The organism is Candidatus Rokuibacteriota bacterium, from assembly GCA_016188005.1.
Classification (GTDB): domain Bacteria; phylum Methylomirabilota; class Methylomirabilia; order Rokubacteriales; family CSP1-6; genus UBA12499.
Map to the genome: position 1 here is coordinate 28,480 of JACPIQ010000025.1, position 18,727 is coordinate 47,206.

Consider the following 18,727-nt stretch of genomic DNA (forward strand, 5'->3'; position numbering starts at 1 on the left):
CCGGCTACTTGCCGAGCCGGCGGCGCAGTCCCTCGCAGGGATCCGGCCGCACGGCCGGAGGCGTGAGCCAGACGATGTCGCCCGTTGCCTCCCGCACCACCTCGCCCGGATCGTCCCCCGGACGCGCCTCGAGCAGCTCGACCACGAGCTGACGCGTCCCGGGCCGCAGCGCCTCGAGCTGGGCAGGCAGGCCGCCGGGCGCCTGATGGCCGCGCCCGGCGATCACCACCACCTGCGGCGCCTGCCCGAGCGCCTCGGCGAGCCGCCGGGCCCCTCGGCGAGCCGCCGGGCCATGGCCACGTTGCGCGCATGCCAGCTCTCCACCATGGTGGGGATCGCCCGCTCGGGCAGCAGATCGCAGTGCCCCTCCTGGATGCTCCGGGCGATGGCCGCCTCCCGCCTGGGATCGGGAGGGAGCAGGGAGGCGAGACGCGCCCCGTCCGCCGACACCGCCAGCCCCTCCCGCGCGATCCGCCGCACGAGGGCGGGCTCCAGATCCGTCGCGAGGACGCGCAGCCTGTGCTGCCGCGCCACCTCGAAGAGCGGCCAGTACATGGCGAAGTCCGGCCAGCCCGCCCGGCTCCAGCCGAGCGCGGCATCGAGCTCGGCCGGCCCGCCGGAGGCGCCGAGCGCCTGATCCACGGTGCTCTGCCGCTCCGCGGGCAGCATCTCGAAGGCCACGACCGGGCGGGCGCCCTCTGCCAGCAGGGCCTCGAGCACCCGGCGCTGCTGGGCGTGATGGTGGGGGTTGTCGTGCACCTCGCCGAGGTAGAGCACCTCGACGCCGCGGGCGCTCTGCGCGACCAGGCCCGCCTGGCGCCCGGAGTCGCCAGACAGGGCGAGCACGAGGGAGGCCGGGCCGATGCCGGCGGGGGCGGCGCAGGCGGAGAGCAACAGGGCCGTCGCGGCCAGGAGTCGTATTTCGATTATCATGGCCCCATTATGAGCCTTCCCGGGTGGTGGCGGGAACGCCGGGCGCGTGTCCTGCAGCTCTGGGGGGTGGGCATGGCCGCCAGCTTGCTCGTCACCGCGGCCTCCTCCCTGGGCTATCTCGAAGCCCTCCAGGCCCGGAGCGCCGACATCCTGATACACCTCCAGGGGCAGCGATTCGCCCCCGAGGTGGTGGTGGTCGCCATCGACGAGGAGGCCTTCGAGTCGCTCGGCCGACGCCAGCCCCTGCCCCGTGACTACCTCGCCAGGCTGCTGCGCGGGCTCCAGCGCGCCGGCGCCGCGGTGGTGGGAGTCGATATGGCGTTCAGCACCCCCACCACCGAGGCCGACGACGGGGCGCTGGCCCGGGCGATCACGGACTTCTCCGATGGGGGCGTGAGCCGCGTGGTCCTGGTGGAGGCGCCGCCTCCCAGGACCGGGCCCCTGGCCGACCCCGCCTTTCTGGGCTCGGTGCTCCGCGGAGCGGCCGACGTCCCCCTGGACCGGGACGGGGTGATCCGTCGCGTCGCTCTCCTCTTGCCGCGGGGCTCGGAGCCGCCGCTGCCCGCCCTCTCGCTGGCCGTCGTGGCGCGCCTGGCGGGGCTGACCCGGGGCATGCTCGAGATCTCCCTCCGGGAGCGCGGCGGCATCTCGCCGCCCGCCTGGCGCGTCGGCGGAGGCTGGAGCCTCGTCGGGACGCCAGCGCTGGCGCTCCGGTCCAACGAGCTGTGGCGCATCAATTACGTGGGGCCCGCGGGCTCCTTCCTCGCGATCCCGAGCGGCGCCGTGGTGGCGCTGGCGGAGGACACGGCCGAGCTGGCCGCCGACAACCCGCTGCGCGGGCGGATCGTGCTGGTCGGGGGCACCTACGGCGAGAGCCGGGACTTCTACCCGACGCCCCACGGCAGCATCGCCGGCGTCGAGGTGCACGCCAACGTGATCCACATGCTCGTGACCGGCTCCCACATCCGGCCCTCCGGCTGGGTCAGGAGCCTCGCCTTCCAGATCGCCATCGTCATGCTGGCCGGCGTCGTGATGGCCATCCTCCGTCCGCTGGCTGGCACCCTCGTCTGCCTCACGGCGGCCGTGCTGCTGGGGGTGCCCGCCTCGTACCTCGCCTTCCAGCGCAGCGGCTACTGGGTGGACTTCCTCCTGCCCGTCATCGTCACCTCGCTCCTCGGCCTCGTGGCGGAGGGGTTGGCCCGCCGGCGCTTCCGCGACTCCTTCGGTCGCTACGTGAGCCGGGAGATCGCCGCACAGGTGCTGGCCGAGGCCCCGAGCCTCCGCGGCGAGCGCCGCGCGGTTTCCATCCTCTTCTCCGACCTGCGCGGCTTCACCACGCTGTCCGAGACCATGCCCGCCGAGCAGGTGGCCGCGCGCCTCACCGAGTACTTCGAGGCGATGACCGCCGCGATCTTCGCCCACCGCGGCATGATCAACGACTTCGTGGGCGACGGGATCGTCGCCATCTTCGGGGCGCCGCTGGCAGACGCCGAGCACGCCTGGCACGCCGTGCTGAGCGCGGAGGCCATGCAGCGGGCACTGGACGGGCTCAACCGGCGCTGGAGCGCCGCGGGGCTCCCGACGCTCCGCATGGGCATCGGCGTCCACACCGGGCAGGTCTTCGTCGGCAACGTCGGGGGCGCCGCGCGGGTCAAGTACACGGTGGTCGGCGATCCCGTGAACCTGGCCTCCCGCGTGGAGGGCTTGAACAAGGAGCTCGGAACGACGATCCTGATCACCGAGGAGACGCGAGCGCTGGCCGGGGAGCGGGTGGAGGCCAAGGACCGGGGCCTCATGGCCGTCAAGGGCCGGAGCCAGCCGGTGCATGTCCACGAGCTGTTGGCGGTGCATGCCGAGCGCTGCCCGCCGCCGGGGGGAGGCGCGACATGAGGATGCGACTCGGGCACCCGACAACACTGGCGATCGGGCTCCTGGTCGGCCTGTCCGTACCCGCCGCCGTCCGGGCGGCGGAGCCCGTGGCGGTCCTCACCGAGATCCGGCCGGGCCAGGGCGAGGTGCGGGTCAAGCTCGCCGGAGAGGCGCAGTGGAAGGCTCCCCAACCGCTCCTCTCGCTCCGCCCGGGAGATCAGGTCCGCGCATCGGCCGACGCCCGCGCGGTCCTCGTGTTCACAGGAGGCCGCGCACCCGAGTCGGTGACCGCCGCCAACTCGCCGTTCGCCGTGGCCGCTCCCAGCGGAGCGGCGGGCGGCCAGCGGGTCCAGGCCCTCGTCGACAGCGTCACCCAGTTCCTGGTGGGCAAGCAGGACAAGCCGGCCTACGTCTCCCTCTACGTCCCGCTCTCGACCCGCAGCGTGCGGCTGCCCCCGCCGACCCTCCTCGCCCCACGAGAGACGCGACTGCTGTTCGGCCCCGTCACCTTCGAGTGGTCCGGCTCGGACCGCCTCCGCTACATGATCCGCCTCTTCGGGCCCGACGGGCTCGTGTGGGAGGAAGGGGGCCTGGTGCGCCAGCCCGTCCTGTACCCGGCCACAGCCCCCGCGCTGCGCCCCGGCCTGCGCTACGCCTGGGAGCTACACACGGAGCGCCAGCCCGTCCAGCGCGCCGAGTTCGAGATCCTCCCGCCGGCCGACGCCCGGCGCGTCCAGCAGGCGCTCGCGCTCCTCGTGCCGTCGGCCCTGCCGGGCCAGTCGGGCTCGACCCTCGCGCTCCTCCGCGCGGGCTTCCTCTCCCAGGAAGGACTCTACCAGGAGGCCCGCAAGGAGCTGCTCGCCGCCATCGCAGCGGACGCCACGGAGCCCTCACTGCATCAGCTGCTCGGCCACGTCTACGATCGGATGGGGATGAAGGATCTCGCCACCGATGCCTTCGACGAGGCGCGTTTCCTCGCGACGCCACGGCCCTGACGGCCGCGCGATCCGGGCAGCCGGTGTCAGCCGGGGCCCCTGCCCCCCCCGGATACCGGGAGGACCAGCGAGATCCGGTTGCGCTCGCCGTCGCGGACATAGCACAGCTCGCTCGCCAGGCTCTGGACGAGCCGCAGGCCGAGCCCGCCGACCGGCCGCTCCTCCGCCCCGCCCACCGGCTCCGCCGGACATGCCGCCGTGCGGGGGTCGTGGGGCGGGGCCGTGTCCTCGTAGGTGAGCGCGATCCGCCCCGGGGTGATCGCGAACCCGAGACGCACCGGCGCCTCGCTGTCCCCCCCATGGCCATGCGTCACCGTGTTGGCGAAGAGCTCCTCCACCAGCAGGGTGAGCCGGAGGGTGTCCTCGCGGCCGAGACCGGCGGCGCCGCAGATCTCGGCGACGAAGGCGACGGCCGCGGGCAGGGCATCCATGCGGGCGGGGAAGATTCCGGCCTGGTCGGGAGAGGTCGTCACAGGGTTGCTCGCCGGCTTATTATAGAGGCTGCATCCGGTCGCACCGAGGAAAGGAGTGCCCCATGACGCGCTGGCCGATCCCCTTCGCGCTGCTCCTCCTCCTGGCCGCCACGCCCGCGCGGGCCGCCGACGTCGGACAGATCAAGGTCTCGCAGGGCGCCGTCCTCATCGAGCGGGCGGGCCAGAGACTGCCGGCCCCGGTCGGCGCGGGGGTCCAGGAGTCCGACGTGGTCGTGACGGGCGCCGACGGCTCCGTCGGCATCACCTTCGCGGACGCGAGCCTCCTCTCGGCCGGGCCCCACAGCGTGCTGGCCATCCAGCGCTTCGCCTTCGACCCCACCACGCACGACGGCGTGTTCGAGACACGCCTCCAGAAGGGAACGCTGGCTGCCGTGTCCGGCAAGATCGCGAAACGATCTCCGGACGCGATGCGGGTCAGGACCCCCGCCGCCCTGCTGGGCGTGCGCGGCACCGAGCTCGTCGTCCGCGTCACCGAGACCGCGCAGTGAGTGTGCCGGCGCCGCGGTGAGGCGCAAAGCGGGCGAGACGGCTCTCGGCCTGCTCGTCCTCTCCTTCGCCCTCTGGGCCGGCTGCGCCCGGGCCACCCGCGACGACCTCTACGTCCTGCTCCCCTCGCAGGACGGAACGCACGCGGCCGTGGCGGTGACCCATGGCGCCCAGCAGCAGGTGCTCGAGCAGCCGTTTGACGCCGCGCGGATCCGGGTCGAGGGCCAGCTCGAGAAGGGGCGCGCCACGGAGCAGGAGATCCGCGAGGTCTTCGGAGCCGCCCTCGCCGCCCAGCCCGCCCGCCCGGTCTCGTTCACGCTCTACTTCCTCCACGGCAAGGACGACCTCACGCCCGAATCCGAGCAGGTGGTCGGCCAGATCTTCTCCGAGATCGCCCGCCGGCCATCGCCGGAGGTGGTGGTGATCGGCCACGCCGACGCGGTGGGAAGCCACGAGTACAATGACAGGCTCTCGCTCCAGCGTGCCGGGCGGATGCGCGACGATCTGGTGAAGTGGGGCATCCCGGTCGAGCGCATCCGCGTGGAGGGGCGCGGCAAGCGCGAGCGGCGTGTGCCCACCGCGGAGGGCGTCCCCGAGCCCCTCAATCGGCGCGTCGAGATCAGCGTCCGCTGACCGCGGCGCCTGGCCCGGCGGCGGCCGGCGCGCCCGGGGCCCCTCCCGGGCCATTCCAGCGCAGGACCATGATGGTGACATCGTCGGCCGGCTCCACTCCCTCGGTGAAGCCCGCCACGTCGGTGCGGATCGCGTGGCCCACGGTCTCCGGGCCTGCGCCCGTGCCGAGGCCGGCGAGCAGCGCCTCGAGCCGTTTGCGCCCGTAGAGCTCGCCCGACTTGCCCCGTGCCTCGGTGACGCCGTCGGTGACGAGGCAGAGCGTCTCGCCCGGCTCCATCTGGCGGGTCGCCGCCAGATAGGGAAATTCCTCCAGGACGCACAGGGGGGGGCCGCCGCCGCCCGAGAGCCTCTCGAGTCCGCGCTCGCCGTGGGGCAGGAGCCAGGGATCGTCGTGGCCGGCATTGCAGTACTCGAGCACGCCCATCCTCGCATCCAGGATGCCCGCGAAGAGGGTGACGAACAGCAGCTCCGTGTTGTCGCGTGAGATCTCGACATTCGCCTCGCGCATCATGGCCGCGACCTGCCCACGGCGGCGGAGCGCGGTGCTCTTGTAGAGCGACTTGCTGACCGCCATGAAGAGGCTCCCGGGCAGGCCCTTGCCCGAGACGTCCCCGACGAGGAAGACGAGCCGGTCCTCGTCGAGGCGAAAGAAATCGTAGAGGTCCCCGCCCACTTCCTGCGCGGGCTCGAGAAAGGTGTACAGGCTGAAGCGCCGTTCCCCGGGGAACGCGCTGGCCGGACTCGGCAGGCTGCCCATCTGGATGCGACGGGCCGCCTCGAGCTCGCCCGCAACGCGGGCAGCCGCCTCGCGCTGCCGCTCCACCTGGCGGCGCAGGCTGGAGCGCTGACTGTCGGCCTCGGCCAGGGTGAGCCCGAGCATCGCGGTGAAGAGCCCCGCGAGGCCCATCGCCGGCGCCACCGCGTCCACGAGGATGCCCGCGCCCACGAAGAGCGCGATGCCCACGCCGAGGACCGCCGCAACCGCTCCCAGCCCCACCAGCACCGAGCGCCCCACGGGAAGCCCTGGCACCAGCAAGACGAGTCCGAGCCCACCGGCCAGGAGCAGGCCCGACTCGAGCCAGCGCGTCCAGGCCGGGCGCGACAGCAGGGTGCCGTCGACCAGCCCTTCCAGGAGCTGCGCGTGGATCTCCACGCCGGACATCCGGTCGCCCAGCGGCGTCGCCTGATAGTCCGAGAGTCCGAGCGCCGTGACGCCGACGAGGACGAGCTTGCCGCGGAGCCGCGCCGGCTCGATCGCGCCGGCCAGCAGGTCGACGGCGGAGACGAATCGCGCCGGATCATGCGGCGAGAAGTGAAGCCACGCGCTGCCGTCGGGCTCGCTGCGCGCCGTCACGTCGCCGATGCCCACCGCCTCCAGCCCGCCCCTCCCCACTCGAAGGGTCAGCGCCGGCGTCCGGGTCGCCACCCGGAGCATCTCGACGCCGAGACCCGGCACGGGGGTTCGCCCCACCGCAGCCAGCAGCGGCAGCCGCCGGACCACGCCCGCTTCCGTATCCGCCGAGAGGAGACCATGCGCCCGGGCCGCGGCGTGGATCTCGTCGACGCTGCGGATGACTGACCCGTAGCGTCGAAGAAAAGGGATGGGATCGCCCCCGACCAGCCGCAGCGTCGGCTCGCGGAGCGCCGGGCGGGCGGCCGGAGACTCCGCGGTGTCGAGCCCGCCCACGCCCAGCACCGCCGGCAGGGCCCGGAGGGTCTCAGCCAGCGTCCCGTCGTTGGTGGGCATGCGCGCGAGGCGCTCCACCACCTCGCGCTCCATCCCCTGCACGAGGTCCGGGAGCCGGTCGGGCGAGAGCCGGTCCGGCTCCGGCATCAAGATGTCCAGCCCGATGGCGGCCGGGTCCGCCTCGCCGATCCTGGAGAGCAGCCGCGCGAGGAGTGTCCGCGGCCAGGGCCACTGGCCGTGACGGTCGAGACTCGCCTCATCCACGGCCACGATCAGCACGGGGGCGGTCGCGCGCTGACGCGGCGCCAGCATCTGGTAGGCATCGAAGCCGGCGAGGCGCAGCCAGCGAAGCCCGGACGGCCCGAGCGCGAGCACCCCGGCGAGCAGGACGGCCAGCAGGGCCAGCCCGGCGGGCCGGCCGCGCCGGCCACGCAGGGCGCGCAGCCACGGCCGGTCGGCCCAGTGCCGATGGTCCGACCCGGTCAGACGGCGATCTCCATCCCGTCGTAGGCGGCCGAGATCTCGAGCCGCCGGCCGCTCCGCGTGAGCTCCTCGAGCCGGCGGGTCTCGCGCAGGATCCCGGCGATCTTCGCGTCGTCGTGGAGGGGCTCGTGATGGTACAGGCAGAGGTGCTTGACGGCCGCCAACTGGCAGAGCTCCACGCCCACGATATTGCTCGAGTGCCCCCAGTCCTCCTTGACCGAGATGGCATCGGCCAGCGAGTACATGGCGTCGAAGATCACCAGGTCGGCGTCGCGAAAGAACTCGACGAAGGCCGCGGTCTCGCCGGGATCGTCACGCTTGTGTTCGGAGTCCGTCGAGTACACCACCGCCTTGCCCTCTCTCTCGAAGCGATACCCGTAGGAGTCGCCCGAGTGCACCTGCCTGTGGGGCCGCACTTTCAGCCCCGCCATCGCGTAGTCGCGGCCGGCCTCCAGGCGGACGAACTCGATGGTGGCGCTGAGCTGCGAGAACTCCACCGGGAACGAGGGCGCCCCGTGCTGCCGGCGGAAGGCCTCCTCCAGGGCCGCGTGGCAGCCGTAGATGCGAATCCGGTTCCCGGGGAGATAGGCGGGGACGAAGAACGGAAAACCCATGATGTGGTCCCAGTGCGGGTGCGACATGAAGACGTGGTACGTCTGGCCCCGGGCCGGGCCGTGCCGGGCGAGCGCGTGGTGGCCAAAGACCTGGGCCCCGGACCCGAGGTCACAGAGCACGTACTCGCCGCTCCCCGTCTCGATCTCCACGCACGAGGAGTTCCCGCCGAAGCTGTGCGCGGTCGCGAACTCCAGCTCGCGCTCCACGAAGGCTCGTGCCTTCGCCGGTGTGTCGAGCCCGCGTCCCGCTCCACGTACCAGCGCCGTCACGATCTTCTCCGTGACGGCGGCGGCAGACAGCGATACCGGGATGGAGCCGCGCGTGCCCCAGAAGCGGACGAGCATCAGCCCACGCCGGTCTGCGAGAAGGCCGCGAGCGCCGCCGGCGAGACGGCGGCCAGCGCGTCGCGCGTGGTCGGGTACACGTCCAGGACCAGGTGGAAGCGGCTGATCTCGAAGATCTCGCGCACGATCGGCCCCAGCGCCGCGACGACCATCGTGCCCCCCTGCGCCTTGACCTGCTTGGCGGCCAGCATGAGCACGCGGAGACCCGCGCTGCTGATGTACTCCACGCCGGAGAGATCGAGGACCACACGGTCCCGCTCCGCCCCGCACCGGTCGAGGTGCGGCGCCAGCGCGGCCTTGAAATCGGGCGACACGGTGTGGTCGATGCGGCCGGCGGGACAGAGGATCACGGCGTCAGCGCAGCGGCGCGGTGCCAGCTCCATGGTCGGCTCGAATCTTACCACGCGAGGTCCTCCGGCGGGGGAGCCGGCGGGCATCCTGCGGCGGGACGAGATCAGATCAGCGTGCGACGTGTGCCCTGGGCCCGCGCCCGTGGAGTCACTCGGCGACGGGTCCGCGCGCGGCGGCGGGTCGTGGGCTCAGCGACGGCGGAGGCGCCGCCGCGCCGCCTCGAGCGCGTGACGGAACCGGGAATCATCGGGGCGCAGCCGCAGCGCCTCCGCGTAGGCGGCAGCGGCCTCGTCGAGCCGCCTGAGCCGGACGAGCACCGCACCCAGGCGGGCGTGGGCCTCGGCGTGATCGGGCTTGACGCGGATCGCCTCGCGATAGGCCACCTCGCACTCGGCGTGCTTGCCTTGCCGCTCGAGCACCGTCCACAGGTTGAAATGATTCTGCGCCTCGGCCGGGCGCAGGCGGAGCGCCTCGCGATAGGCGGCCTCGGCCTCGGCATGGAGCCCCTGGGCCAGGAGCACGCCGCCGAGACCGCGGTACGCCGACGGGCTGTCGGGCTTGGCGGCGATGGCGGCGCGGAAGGCCTCCGCCGCTTCCGCGGGCCGCCCCTGCTCGCTCAGGAGCTCGCCAAGATAGCTGTGGGTGCGCGCGAAGCCGGGCTTGAGGTGGGCCGCCTCGCGCAGCGCCGCCTCCGCCGCCGCGTACTTGCCCTGGAAGTACAGGACCACGCCGAGCCCCCGATGCAGCGCGGCGCCCCCGGGCTTGACGCGCAGGGCCTCGCGGTACACCGCCTCGGACTGCGCGTAGCGCCCCTGGCGGCCGAGGCCGACGGCGAGATTGCCGAGGGCGACCACATTCGTCGGGGCGAGCCGGACGGCCTCGCGCAGCGCCGCCTCCGCCTCGGCATGCTTGCCCTGCCGCCCGAGCGCGATGCCCAGCTCCACGTGGTGATCGGCATCGCCCGGCGCCAGGGCCACCGCGGCGCGGAAGGCCGCTTCCGCCTCGGCGTCGAGCCCCTGGGCCGACAGCGCGAGCCCCAGATCGTAATGCAGCTCCGGATCGTCAGGACACAGGCGCAGCGCCCGGCGGTAGGTGTCGGCCTCCTCGGCCCAGCGGCTCTCCCGCCGGAGCACCGCGGCCAGTCCCAGGTGGGTCGCGAGGTCCTCGGGGTGCAGACGGATCGCCTCCCGGAACGCCAGCGCGGCGGCGGCGAAATGCCCCTGGTGCTCGAGGACGCGGCCCAGGCGACCGTGCCACGCCGCGTTGCCAGGCTCGAGCCGGATCGCTTCCCGCAAGGCGGCCGCGGCCTCGCCGTGACGGCGCAGACGCCAGAGGACGACGCCCAGGCGGCCGTGGAGCGCGGCGACCGAGCCGCGGAGGCGGATGGCCTCGCGATAGGCGGCGGCGGCCGCACGCCAACGGCGCTGACGGCGCAGCACGCCGGCCAGGTGCGCGCGCGCCCTGGCAGAGGTGGGCGCGAGCCTGACGGCCTCGGCGAGCGCCACCGCCGCCTCGGCGTGCTTTCCCTGGGCGGCCAGGACCATCCCGAGCCCGTCGTGGACGTGGGGGTTCCGCGGCGCGAGCCTCGCCGCTTCCCTGAAGGCCGTCTCGGCCTCGAGGCGCAGGCCGCGGCGCGCAAGCGCGATGCCGAGGTTCTGTTGCGCCTCGGCGTGGCCAGGCGCCAGCCGCACGGCGTCGCGCAGCGCCTGCTCCTCGTCGGCGTACCTGCCCTGCCGCCGGCACATGAGGCCCAGCCGGAGAGGCACGAGAGGATGATCGGGCCTGAGCACCGCGGCCGCATGGTACGCCGCCTCGGCCTCGGCCCAGCGCCGCTGCCGCTCCAGCGCCAGCCCGAGCTTGAAGTGCCCCCTGAAGGCCTGCGGCGCCTGCGCCACCGCCTCGCGGTACTCGGCTTCCGCCTCGACCGGGCGCCCCTGCTCCAGGAGCGCATCGCCCAGGTCCACGCGCGCCGCGGCGGCCCGCGGCGAGAGGCGCACGGCCTCCCGGAAGGCGGCTTCCGCCTCTCGCGTGCGCCGCTGGCGGGTGAGGGCGGCGCCGAGCCGGGAATAGGCTTCCGCGCGCCGGGGGTCGCCCTCGATCGCGTGACGGCACTGGCGCTCGGCCTCGGCGTCGCGCCCCTCGCGAAGCGATGCCGCCGCGCGCTGCAGCCAGAGGGTGGTCTCGTCCACGCCCTCAAGGTAGGGAGGCGCGGAGAGCCTGTCAAGAACGCGGCGCTAGCTGCGGCCCTCGGCGCGATCGCGGACCGCCTTGATGGTGTCCACGAGGCCCTCGCGCTCGGCCCCGCGAGTGAGGAAGGCGGGCAACACGGTGCGGGCCGCGATCGAGTAGGTGAGCATGGTGGCCGCGCCATGGGGCTCGACGTGCCAGTAGCCCCAGTTCGCGCGGAACAGCCCATTGGAGCGCCCGGCCGCCAGCTGCCATGCCAGGCGCCGGCGTCCCGCGTCGGGGTAGTTGTCCACGTGGAAGCGAAACGAGAACAGCCCCACTCCCACCACGTACCGGACCAGGGCATGATCGTCGCCGACCTCGAGGACCTCGGCCATCGTCACCTTCGGGTAAAGCCCAACGTGGCGGGGATAGTCGATGACGAGCTGCCACACTGCCTCCGGGGGGGCGTTGACGAGGCTGAATGCCGTTCCCCCCTGGGCCGCCGCGGCCTGGTGGCCGGGCGGGAGGATGTCGAGGACGACGACGTCGCCGCCCTCCAGGCGCCGGCGCTGCTCCTCCGACATGGCAAGGGTGCTTGCGGCGGGCGTCCAGGCCAGAAGGACGAGCACGGCGGCGATCGGCAACGAGCGCTTCATGAACACTCCCTTGTCGTGGCAAGATGGATTTGCCCGGGCGGCGGTTGGCTGCCGCGGACCATTGCATCCTCCAGTGTCCCATGGCGGAGAGGATCGTGCCAAGCGTTACGCGGTGGCTGGCAGCTTCCCTCCTCGCCCTCGTGGCCGCAGGCCTGGCCGTCGGCGAGGCCACCCTGCCCTGGCCGCCGTTCCTGCCGGGGCGCGTGACCTTCCCGACCGAGATCGCGGCGGGCGTCGAGCGCACCTGGGGCCACCGTACCTGGAGCCGCACGGTGCGCGGGCGCCCGGCGCGCGCCCCCTTCGATCTCTACACCGCGCTCGTGGACGCGCCCGACATCACCGCCGCGGCGGCGCGCTTCCGCGATCTGGCGCGCCACGAGGTGCGAGCGCTCGGGGAGGACTGGTACGAGGCCGACGACGGCGACGGCTCGCGCGGGCAGTACCGCATCCTCGTGCGCGCGGCGCGGCGCCGCGTTATGCTCTCCTGGGGCGAGCACTCGAGCGGCCTCATCGGGACCATCCGGGGCAGCGCGCTGACGGAGCTCTCGCTGGAGCCGCGCGGGGAGGACGTGGCCCAGGAGCTGACGGCGCATGTCCTCATCGAGAGCCGGGTGGCCGCGGCGCTGGCCCGGATGCTCCTCGTGCTCTTCGGCGGCATCGCCGACCGGCGGCTGCGCGAGGCCTTCGCCAGCGCCGGCCAGGTCGCCGAGTGGGCGACCGCTCAGCCAGCGGAGTTCTGCCAGTGGCTGGGGCGTGCGCCGATGCCGCCGGAGCGCCGCGCGCGCGTGGCAGGCCTCGTGCGCGGCTGCGGGGAGCCGTCGTGACGCGCGGGGGGTGGATCCGCTGGATCGTCGTGGGGCTCGACCGGGGCTACCGGACACTCCACGCCCTCGATGCTCCGGCCGCCCAGGTGGGGCCCGCGCTCTGCCTCGAGGTGCGCCGGAGCCGCCGGACGTTCTCGCTGGCCGACGGCACGGCCGTGCGCCGCGGCGATCCCGTCGCCCTCCTGCATCTCAACAATCGCCGGATCGTGGCACTCCACCACGAGGAAGGCCGCCAGCACCCCGTGGGCCTCGTGTTCCGCCGCCGCTTCGTGACCTCGCTGGAGGCGCTGGCCACGCGCGCGGCGGACGGCGGCGACCTCGCGCACCTGCGCGCCTTCGCGGCCATGACCGTCTTCTTCGGCGGGCTTCAGCGGCTCGGCTTCGCCGAGGCGGCCGGGGACCGGCTGTTCTGGGCGCGCTGCGTCGCGGCGTATCAGCGCGTGCTCCTGGCGGCGTTCCACCCGGCGGGTGCCGCGCGTCGGCGGGCCGGGACCCGCACGCGCGCCCACCGGCTCTGGATCTCGCGCGAGCGCCTGCTGGCCCTGCACGGCCCCGCGCGGGCCCGGCGAGCGCGTCGCGCGCTCACCGGGTAGGCGCCCTACTCGCCCTTGAGTGTCGGATCGAGGAGGTCCCGGAGCCAGTCGCCGGTGCGGCTCACGACGATGGAGGTCGCCATGAGGACGAGCCCCGGGCACGTCGAGATCCACCACGCCGAGTCCAGGTACTCCCGCCCCTCGTGGACCATGCCGCCCCAGGACGGGGTCGGCGGCTGGATGCCGAGGCCGAGGAAGGACAGGGTCGCCTCCAGCACGATGGCGCGCGCCAGCTCGAGAGTGGCGATCACCACCAGCGAGGAGAGCACGTTGGGCAGCACGTGCCGGAGCACGATGCGCGGAACCGAGCCCCCGAGGGCGTGGACCGCGTCCACGAACTCCCGCGAGCGAAGCGACAGCACCTGGGAGCGCAGGACGCGCGCGTAGGAGACCCACCCGGACAGCCCGATCACCACCACGAGCGTCGGGAACGACGGCCCCAGCACCGCGATGATCCCGATGGCGAGCAGGATGAAGGGGAAGGCGAGCTGGGCATCGGCGAGCGACAGCGCTTGCTTAACCAACGGGTTGTTGAGCGGGGGGACCTTGCTGTTCACGCCGATGCAGTACAGGCCGGCGTAGAGCGCTCCGACCACGCGGGGCGACGGATTGACGTTGACCCGCTCCCCGTGATCGGGCGGGAGCTGGGTGATGATATCCACCTCGCCCTTGAGCAGGCTCGCGATCCGCGGCGCCATCTCGGGGATGGCACGCACGACGAGGGTCGCCGCGTCGGGCGTCTCGATCCTGTCGATGGTGGTGAACACCGTGGAGACGCGGGCCTTGACCTTCGGGTCCAGCGTGCGCTGGAGACTCCACTTGGCGTCTGCCGACGAGAAGGGGTCCCCGTTGTGCCACTTCACCCCCTGGCGGATCTTGAAGACCCAGGTGGTCTGGCCCTGGATCTTCCACTCCGTGGCCAGGGCCGCGTGCAGCTTGCCGTCCGGGTGCCGGCTCACGAGGTTGTCGAAGAGGTTGAGCTCGACAGTGCACGACTGAAGCGGGCCTGCGACGCCTGAGGACGCTCAGCCGGAACAGCGACTGGACACGTCGTGTTCTTTCCAGGCGGCAGGTCCGGGGCATCCGCGGGCCGGGTGAACGGGGCGAACCTCAGTGGCCCGCGGTACCCGAGCGGTAGGTCGGCGCCGCCACGCCGTCGATCAGGACATTGATGCAGGCCGGGGCGCCGGACCCGATGGCGCGGGCGAGGGCCGGCTCGAGATCGGCGGGGTCGTCCACGAGTGCGCCGTATCCCCCGAGCGCCGCGGCCACCTGGTCATAGCGCGACGGGCACAGCTCGCAGCCGACGGCGCGGTCAGCGCCGTAGCGCTGGAGCTGGAGCTGATGCTCGGCGTTCCAGCGGGCGTCGTTGCCGACCACGGCGACCAGTGGCAGTCCCACGCGCAGGGCCGTGTCGAGCTCGAAGGCGTGGAAGCCGAAGGTGCCGTCGCCCAGCACGGCCAGGACCTGGCACTCGGGATGCGCGAGCTTCGCCCCGAGCGCCATCGGGATGGCGCTGCCGATGGAGCCCGACGGCCCGTTGATGAGGCGCCTCTCCGCCTCGAGACCGGCCTGGGCCCACTGGCCGAACTCCCCTCCATCCACGACGAGCACGGCCCCCCTGTCCAGCAGGGGCTGTAGCGCCGCGCAGACGCGGAGCGGGTGCATGGGGCGGCTCGACGATCGCCGAAGGGACTCCCACTCCAGGGGGACCCTCTTCCGGGCCGACGCAACCTCATCGCCCCAGGCGCGATGCGTCCAGGTCCACGCGCTCGCCGCGGCGGCCATCCGGGCCAGCACGCCGGCCGGCTCGCCGGTGATCGCCATGGCCACGCGCCCGTCTGGCTGGGGCTGGGCCTCGGCGTCGATCTGGACGAAGCGGCACCCCGGCGCGAAGGCGGGAGGCTCGCCGAAGCGCAGGGCGAAGTCGAGCCGCTTGCCCGCGAGCAGCACGACATCGGCCTGGTCGAGGCAGCTGGCCGCCGTGTGGAGCCACGGGTCATTGATGCCGCGCGGGCTCTCCACCGGCAGCGCGGGGACACCTGTCAGCGTGGCGAGGCGCTCCACCGCGGCCCGGCGCCACCCCCGCGCCATGGCGGGGCCGGCGAGGAGGAGCGGTCGCTTCGCGCCGGCCACGAGCGCGAGCGCCGTCTCGATGGGGCCATCGAGATCGTCGGGCGCGGGCGCGGTGGGACGACGCGCCGCGGCCGGAGGGGCGCCGACGCGCGCCTCCAGCAGGTCGCCAGGCAGGCTCACGTGCACCGGCCCCGGGCGGCCGCTTCGCGCGATCTCGAGCGCCGTCGCCACCTCCTCGCCGAGCCGCTCGGCGTCCTGAGCGAGCCAGGCCGCCTTGGTCACGGGGCGTGCGGCGCCCACCTGGTCCATCTCCTGGAAGGCGCCGCGGCCCGCCTGGGAGAGCGGCGCATGCCCGCTGAGCAGGACCACGGGCGACTCGGCCATGCGGGCGCCGTAGAGGGCGGACAGCGCGTTCAGGTGGCCGGGGCCGGCGGTGACGAGGGCGACACCCGGCTCGTCGGTGAGCCGCCCCCAGGCATCGGCCATGTGGACGGCGGCGGCCTCGTGCCGCGTGTGGATGATGGACAGCGGCCGCCCGATGGTCGCGTCGTAGACGGACAGGATCTGGTTGCCGGAGAGCGAGAAGACGTGGCGGATGCCCGCCGCCAGCAAGGCCTCGACGACCAGGTGGGCTCCGGTTCGCGTCATGTCAGCGGCGTCTCCCGGCGGCCGCGGATCAGGTCGAGGGCAGGAGCGTGCAGCCGGCCGTTGGTCGCCAGCCCCGTGCCCGAGTAGATGGTGGGCGTCCCCGTCAGGTCGGTGAAGCGCCCGCCCGCCTCCTCGACGAGGATCTTGAGCGCCGCCAGGTCCCAGGGCTTCTGCCTGATCGGCGCCCACAGCGTCACGGGGCGGGTGGCGGAGGTGCTGACCATGGTCTGCTTCGGCGTCGGAGGCTACCTGCTGCGCAAGCTCGGCTTCGAGGCCGCCCCGCTCGTCCTGGCCCTGATCCTCGGCCGGCCCCTGGAGGAGGCGCTGCGCCAGGCGCTGGCGCTGTCCCAGGGCAGCTTCCTGCCCTTCGTCACGCGCCCCATCTCGCTCGTGCTGCTCCTGGCCACCGCCGCCTCGCTCGCCGCGCCGCTCGTCATCCGGCGGCGACCGCCCGCGCCGGCTGCCGCCTGAGCACGGGCACGACCGACCCGCCGTGGGGCATGACGTAGGTCGTGGGCGTCCGGCCCAGCTGCGCGTGGGCGGCCCGGAGCCCCTCGCCCGCTGACCCCACCGGCTCCAGGCCCAGCTGCCGGCAGTGGCGCTGCTCGAGCGCGGTGACGATCAGCACGCGGCACCGGCTGGCGTGCTTCTGGATCACGTAGGTGACCAGGGCGCCGATCGTGAACTTGCGCCGCATGAGCTCCTCGGTCTGCTGCTTGTCGCCGCCCTCCTCGAGGGCCGTGGCGAACTCCTCGGCGCCGAGGCCATCGCGGCAGCAGGTCAGCCAGAGCATCACGCCGCCCGGGGCGACGGCCCGCGCGGCGTTGTCTATCGTCTTGCTGGACTGCCACATGTTGATGTCCTTGGGGTAGCCGCCGTTCGAGACGATGACGAGGTCGGCCAGGTGGGGAATCCCGCAGCACACCGTCTCTCGCACGATGTCGCAGGCTGCGCGGTGGGAGGCCTCCCAGTGGCCGCCGATGATCCGCGCGATCTGCATGTCCTCGTTGACGATCACGTTCAGTCCGAAGCAGGGCTTGAGCATGCCCGCGGCCTCGGCCATGTCCTCGGACACGGCGTTCCCGTCGGCGAGGAGCGAATCCACGGTCGGCAGGACGCCCTCGCCCCGGGTGAGGCTGAGCGACAGCTTGTGGTTCGTCTGGATCGTCTCGTAGGCGGCGACGCCCGGCACGATCGCCTTGCGCCCGCCCCCGTAGCCGGCCAGGAAGTGCTGCGTCACGGCGCCGGAGAGAATGAGCTGCTCGGCCCCGGCCACCACACGGTTCACCCTGACCGGCGTGCCGCGGCTGGTCGTCCCCACGTGCACCATCGCCGCCTGATCCCGGCTGTCGTGCTCCACGAACCGCACGCGCGGCAGCACGGCGGGGCCGACGAGGGCGCGGCGCTCCTCCGGCGTCTGCGGGCGGTGCGTGCCCGTGGCGGAGATGACGGTGATCGCGGCATCAGGCACCCCGAAGCGGTTCAGCTCGTCGAGCAGCGGCGGCAGGTAGAGGTCGGGGCGGGACCAGCTCCGTGTCGTGTCCCCGATCACGACCGTGACCGGCCGGCCCGGCCGGATCACGCCGGCCAGGGGCGGAGAACCGATCGGGCGCTGAAGGGCCTCGCGCACGACCGTGGCCACGTCCCTCGCCGCGGACAGGTGCCGGGCGGAGAGGGTGCCAAGGAAGCCCTCGTCCGGGAGATCGACAGTCTGGACCGTCTCGTCATAGGCTAGATCGATTCGCATGGGTTGGCCCCCCTCGTTGCGGACGATTATAGTCCGGCCGCCCCCGCGGCGTGGCCGGACATCCGGCAGGCCCGGTGTCCGCCCTTGCCGGGGCGGCGCCTGCTTGCTAGGCTGTCCCCGGCGCGCGCGCCGACCGGAGCTCACGACAGGCGGGAGGAGCCATGGCAAAGCTCACGAGGGAAGACGTCCTGAAGAAGGCCGAAGCGCTCAAGAACTGGGGCAAGTGGGGGCCGGACGACCAGCTCGGCGTGCTCAACTACATCACGCCCGAGGACATCGTCAAGGCGGCCAGGCTGGTGAAGAAGGGCAAGGTGTTCCGGCTCGGCCTCAATCTCGACGAGAACGGGCCCCAGCGCGGCATGTTCGGCGGCCGCTGGAACCCCATCCACCAGATGCTCGCCACGGGCACCGACGCCGTCGCCGGCAAGCACGACGTCACGCCGGGCCTCCGCTACGCGGATGACGCCATCAACCTGCCCACCCAGGCCGCCACGCAGTGGGATGCGCTCTCGCATGTCTTCCTCGGCGAGCAGATGTGGAACGGCTACCCGGCCACGCTCGTGGACTGCCGCGGCGCGCACCGGAACGGCATCGAGCAGTTCGCCAGCAAGATGGTGGGCCGGGGCGTTCTGCTCGATGTGGCGCGCCACAAGGGGGTCGAGTTCCTCCGGGACGGATACCCCATCACCATCCGCGACCTCGACGAGACGGCGAAGGCGGAGCGGGTGGAGGTGGGGCGGGCCGACTTCGTGATCATCCGCACCGGGCAGATGGAAGACCGGCTGAAGCGGGACGACTGGGGCGGCTACGCGGGGGGCGACGCGCCGGGGCTGGCCTTCGAGACCCTGGACTGGATCCACGCCAAGCAGGTCGCGGCCATGTGCAGCGACACCTGGGGGATCGAGGTGCGGCCGAACGACTCGGGACCGGATGTCTTCCAGCCCTGGCACTGGGTCACGATCCCGGCCATCGGGATCGTCCACGGCGAGATCTTCTACCTCAAGGAGCTCGCCGAGGACTGCGCGGCCGACCGCGTGTACGAGTTCTTCTTCTGCGCGCCGCCGCTGGTGATCACCGGCGGCACTGGCTCCCCCATCAACCCGCAGGCGATCAAGTAGCCGGCC

At 73.2% G+C, this 18,727-nt stretch carries 20 protein-coding genes; 8 read left to right on the forward strand and 12 right to left on the reverse strand.

Annotation, left to right across the window (positions count from 1 at the left end; all coding sequences use genetic code 11):
- Positions 1 to 4: 4 nt before the first annotated feature.
- Positions 5 to 232 (reverse strand): hypothetical protein, encoded by a 228-nt coding sequence (locus HYV93_05640; protein ID MBI2525445.1) that lies wholly within the window; start codon positions 230 to 232, stop codon positions 5 to 7.
- Positions 223 to 933 carry a ChaN family lipoprotein gene (locus HYV93_05645; GenBank protein ID MBI2525446.1) on the reverse strand — a complete coding sequence of 237 codons (711 nt, stop codon included), beginning with the start codon at positions 931 to 933 and terminating at the stop codon, positions 223 to 225. The genes HYV93_05640 and HYV93_05645 overlap by 10 nt, the downstream gene beginning before the upstream one ends.
- Positions 934 to 942: 9 nt before the next feature.
- Here HYV93_05645 and HYV93_05650 point away from each other — a divergent pair, with 9 nt between their 5' ends.
- Positions 943 to 2,823 carry an adenylate/guanylate cyclase domain-containing protein gene (locus tag HYV93_05650; GenBank protein ID MBI2525447.1) on the forward strand — a complete coding sequence of 627 codons (1,881 nt, stop codon included), beginning with the start codon at positions 943 to 945 and terminating at the stop codon, positions 2,821 to 2,823.
- Positions 2,820 to 3,797 carry a hypothetical protein gene (locus HYV93_05655; protein MBI2525448.1) on the forward strand — a complete coding sequence of 326 codons (978 nt, stop codon included), beginning with the start codon at positions 2,820 to 2,822 and terminating at the stop codon, positions 3,795 to 3,797. The genes HYV93_05650 and HYV93_05655 overlap by 4 nt, the downstream gene beginning before the upstream one ends.
- Before the next feature lie 26 nt (positions 3,798 to 3,823).
- Here the strand turns inward: HYV93_05655 and HYV93_05660 are convergent, their stop codons facing one another.
- Positions 3,824 to 4,270, reverse strand: coding sequence for an ATP-binding protein (locus HYV93_05660; GenBank protein ID MBI2525449.1), 447 nt, complete (start codon positions 4,268 to 4,270; stop codon positions 3,824 to 3,826).
- 62 nt (positions 4,271 to 4,332) lie between these two features.
- On the opposite strand from HYV93_05660, the gene HYV93_05665 reads away from it, so the two are divergent.
- Entirely contained in the window at positions 4,333 to 4,779 is a 447-nt protein-coding gene (locus HYV93_05665; protein ID MBI2525450.1) for a FecR domain-containing protein, read from the forward strand.
- Between the two features lie 16 nt (positions 4,780 to 4,795).
- Positions 4,796 to 5,410, forward strand: a complete 615-nt coding sequence (locus tag HYV93_05670) for an OmpA family protein (GenBank protein ID MBI2525451.1) — start codon at positions 4,796 to 4,798, stop codon at positions 5,408 to 5,410.
- Here HYV93_05670 and HYV93_05675 read toward each other — a convergent pair.
- The 5 genes from HYV93_05675 to HYV93_05695 form a co-directional block, all read right to left on the reverse strand.
- Positions 5,397 to 7,472 carry a CHASE2 domain-containing protein gene (locus HYV93_05675; protein ID MBI2525452.1) on the reverse strand — a complete coding sequence of 692 codons (2,076 nt, stop codon included), beginning with the start codon at positions 7,470 to 7,472 and terminating at the stop codon, positions 5,397 to 5,399. The genes HYV93_05670 and HYV93_05675 overlap by 14 nt on opposite strands.
- A gap of 107 nt (positions 7,473 to 7,579) precedes the next feature.
- Entirely contained in the window at positions 7,580 to 8,539 is a 960-nt protein-coding gene (locus HYV93_05680) for an MBL fold metallo-hydrolase (protein ID MBI2525453.1), read from the reverse strand.
- Positions 8,539 to 8,922 carry an STAS domain-containing protein gene (locus HYV93_05685; GenBank protein MBI2525454.1) on the reverse strand — a complete coding sequence of 128 codons (384 nt, stop codon included), beginning with the start codon at positions 8,920 to 8,922 and terminating at the stop codon, positions 8,539 to 8,541. The genes HYV93_05680 and HYV93_05685 overlap by 1 nt, the downstream gene beginning before the upstream one ends.
- 156 nt (positions 8,923 to 9,078) lie before the next feature.
- Positions 9,079 to 11,079 carry a tetratricopeptide repeat protein gene (locus HYV93_05690; protein MBI2525455.1) on the reverse strand — a complete coding sequence of 667 codons (2,001 nt, stop codon included), beginning with the start codon at positions 11,077 to 11,079 and terminating at the stop codon, positions 9,079 to 9,081.
- 45 nt (positions 11,080 to 11,124) lie between these two features.
- Positions 11,125 to 11,715 carry an SRPBCC family protein gene (locus tag HYV93_05695; GenBank protein MBI2525456.1) on the reverse strand — a complete coding sequence of 197 codons (591 nt, stop codon included), beginning with the start codon at positions 11,713 to 11,715 and terminating at the stop codon, positions 11,125 to 11,127.
- Positions 11,716 to 11,810: 95 nt separating this feature from the next.
- Here HYV93_05695 and HYV93_05700 point away from each other — a divergent pair, with 95 nt between their 5' ends.
- Complete coding sequence (locus HYV93_05700; protein ID MBI2525457.1) at positions 11,811 to 12,539, forward strand: hypothetical protein; 729 nt, start codon at positions 11,811 to 11,813, stop codon at positions 12,537 to 12,539.
- Positions 12,536 to 13,132 (forward strand): hypothetical protein, encoded by a 597-nt coding sequence (locus HYV93_05705; GenBank protein ID MBI2525458.1) that lies wholly within the window; start codon positions 12,536 to 12,538, stop codon positions 13,130 to 13,132. Before HYV93_05700 ends, HYV93_05705 begins: the two co-directional genes overlap by 4 nt.
- A 5-nt stretch (positions 13,133 to 13,137) precedes the next feature.
- On the opposite strand, the gene HYV93_05710 is transcribed toward HYV93_05705, so the two are convergent.
- The 3 genes from HYV93_05710 to HYV93_05720 all read right to left on the reverse strand — a co-directional run bounded on the left by HYV93_05710 (position 13,138) and on the right by HYV93_05720 (position 16,080).
- On the reverse strand, positions 13,138 to 14,091 hold the full coding sequence (locus HYV93_05710; GenBank protein ID MBI2525459.1) for an ABC transporter permease subunit: 954 nt from the start codon (positions 14,089 to 14,091) through the stop codon (positions 13,138 to 13,140).
- A gap of 151 nt (positions 14,092 to 14,242) precedes the next feature.
- On the reverse strand, positions 14,243 to 15,856 hold the full coding sequence (locus HYV93_05715; protein MBI2525460.1) for a thiamine pyrophosphate-binding protein: 1,614 nt from the start codon (positions 15,854 to 15,856) through the stop codon (positions 14,243 to 14,245).
- Complete coding sequence (locus tag HYV93_05720; protein MBI2525461.1) at positions 15,853 to 16,080, reverse strand: hypothetical protein; 228 nt, start codon at positions 16,078 to 16,080, stop codon at positions 15,853 to 15,855. Before HYV93_05720 ends, HYV93_05715 begins: the two co-directional genes overlap by 4 nt.
- On the opposite strand from HYV93_05720, the gene HYV93_05725 reads away from it, so the two are divergent.
- Positions 16,079 to 16,327, forward strand: a complete 249-nt coding sequence (locus HYV93_05725) for a hypothetical protein (protein MBI2525462.1) — start codon at positions 16,079 to 16,081, stop codon at positions 16,325 to 16,327. The two genes, HYV93_05720 and HYV93_05725, sit on opposite strands and share 2 nt — an antisense overlap.
- Here the strand turns inward: HYV93_05725 and larA are convergent.
- Positions 16,290 to 17,603, reverse strand: a complete 1,314-nt coding sequence (gene larA, locus HYV93_05730; GenBank protein ID MBI2525463.1) for a nickel-dependent lactate racemase — start codon at positions 17,601 to 17,603, stop codon at positions 16,290 to 16,292. The two genes, HYV93_05725 and larA, sit on opposite strands and share 38 nt — an antisense overlap.
- Before the next feature lie 161 nt (positions 17,604 to 17,764).
- Here larA and HYV93_05735 point away from each other — a divergent pair, with 161 nt between their 5' ends.
- The gene (locus HYV93_05735) at positions 17,765 to 18,721 is read left to right on the forward strand and encodes a cyclase family protein (protein ID MBI2525464.1); all 957 of its coding nucleotides are present in this window, start codon (positions 17,765 to 17,767) and stop codon (positions 18,719 to 18,721) included.
- Positions 18,722 to 18,727: the final 6 nt, after the last annotated feature.

Excerpts from the sequence above, each read along its gene's own strand:
- larA (MBI2525463.1), bottom strand. The coding sequence starts at position 17,603 with ATGCGAATCGATCTAGCCTATGACGAGACGGTCCAGACTGTCGATCTC.
- HYV93_05725 (MBI2525462.1), top strand. The coding sequence starts at position 16,079 with ATGGTCTGCTTCGGCGTCGGAGGCTACCTGCTGCGCAAGCTCGGCTTC.
- HYV93_05650 (MBI2525447.1), top strand. The coding sequence starts at position 943 with ATGAGCCTTCCCGGGTGGTGGCGGGAACGCCGGGCGCGTGTCCTGCAG.
- HYV93_05655 (MBI2525448.1), top strand. The coding sequence starts at position 2,820 with ATGAGGATGCGACTCGGGCACCCGACAACACTGGCGATCGGGCTCCTG.
- HYV93_05715 (MBI2525460.1), bottom strand. The coding sequence starts at position 15,856 with ATGACGCGAACCGGAGCCCACCTGGTCGTCGAGGCCTTGCTGGCGGCG.
- HYV93_05720 (MBI2525461.1), bottom strand. The coding sequence starts at position 16,080 with ATGGTCAGCACCTCCGCCACCCGCCCCGTGACGCTGTGGGCGCCGATC.
- HYV93_05680 (MBI2525453.1), bottom strand. The coding sequence starts at position 8,539 with ATGCTCGTCCGCTTCTGGGGCACGCGCGGCTCCATCCCGGTATCGCTG.
- HYV93_05685 (MBI2525454.1), bottom strand. The coding sequence starts at position 8,922 with ATGGAGCTGGCACCGCGCCGCTGCGCTGACGCCGTGATCCTCTGTCCC.
- HYV93_05735 (MBI2525464.1), top strand. The coding sequence starts at position 17,765 with ATGGCAAAGCTCACGAGGGAAGACGTCCTGAAGAAGGCCGAAGCGCTC.
- HYV93_05665 (MBI2525450.1), top strand. The coding sequence starts at position 4,333 with ATGACGCGCTGGCCGATCCCCTTCGCGCTGCTCCTCCTCCTGGCCGCC.
- HYV93_05645 (MBI2525446.1), bottom strand. The coding sequence starts at position 933 with ATGATAATCGAAATACGACTCCTGGCCGCGACGGCCCTGTTGCTCTCC.
- HYV93_05695 (MBI2525456.1), bottom strand. The coding sequence starts at position 11,715 with ATGAAGCGCTCGTTGCCGATCGCCGCCGTGCTCGTCCTTCTGGCCTGG.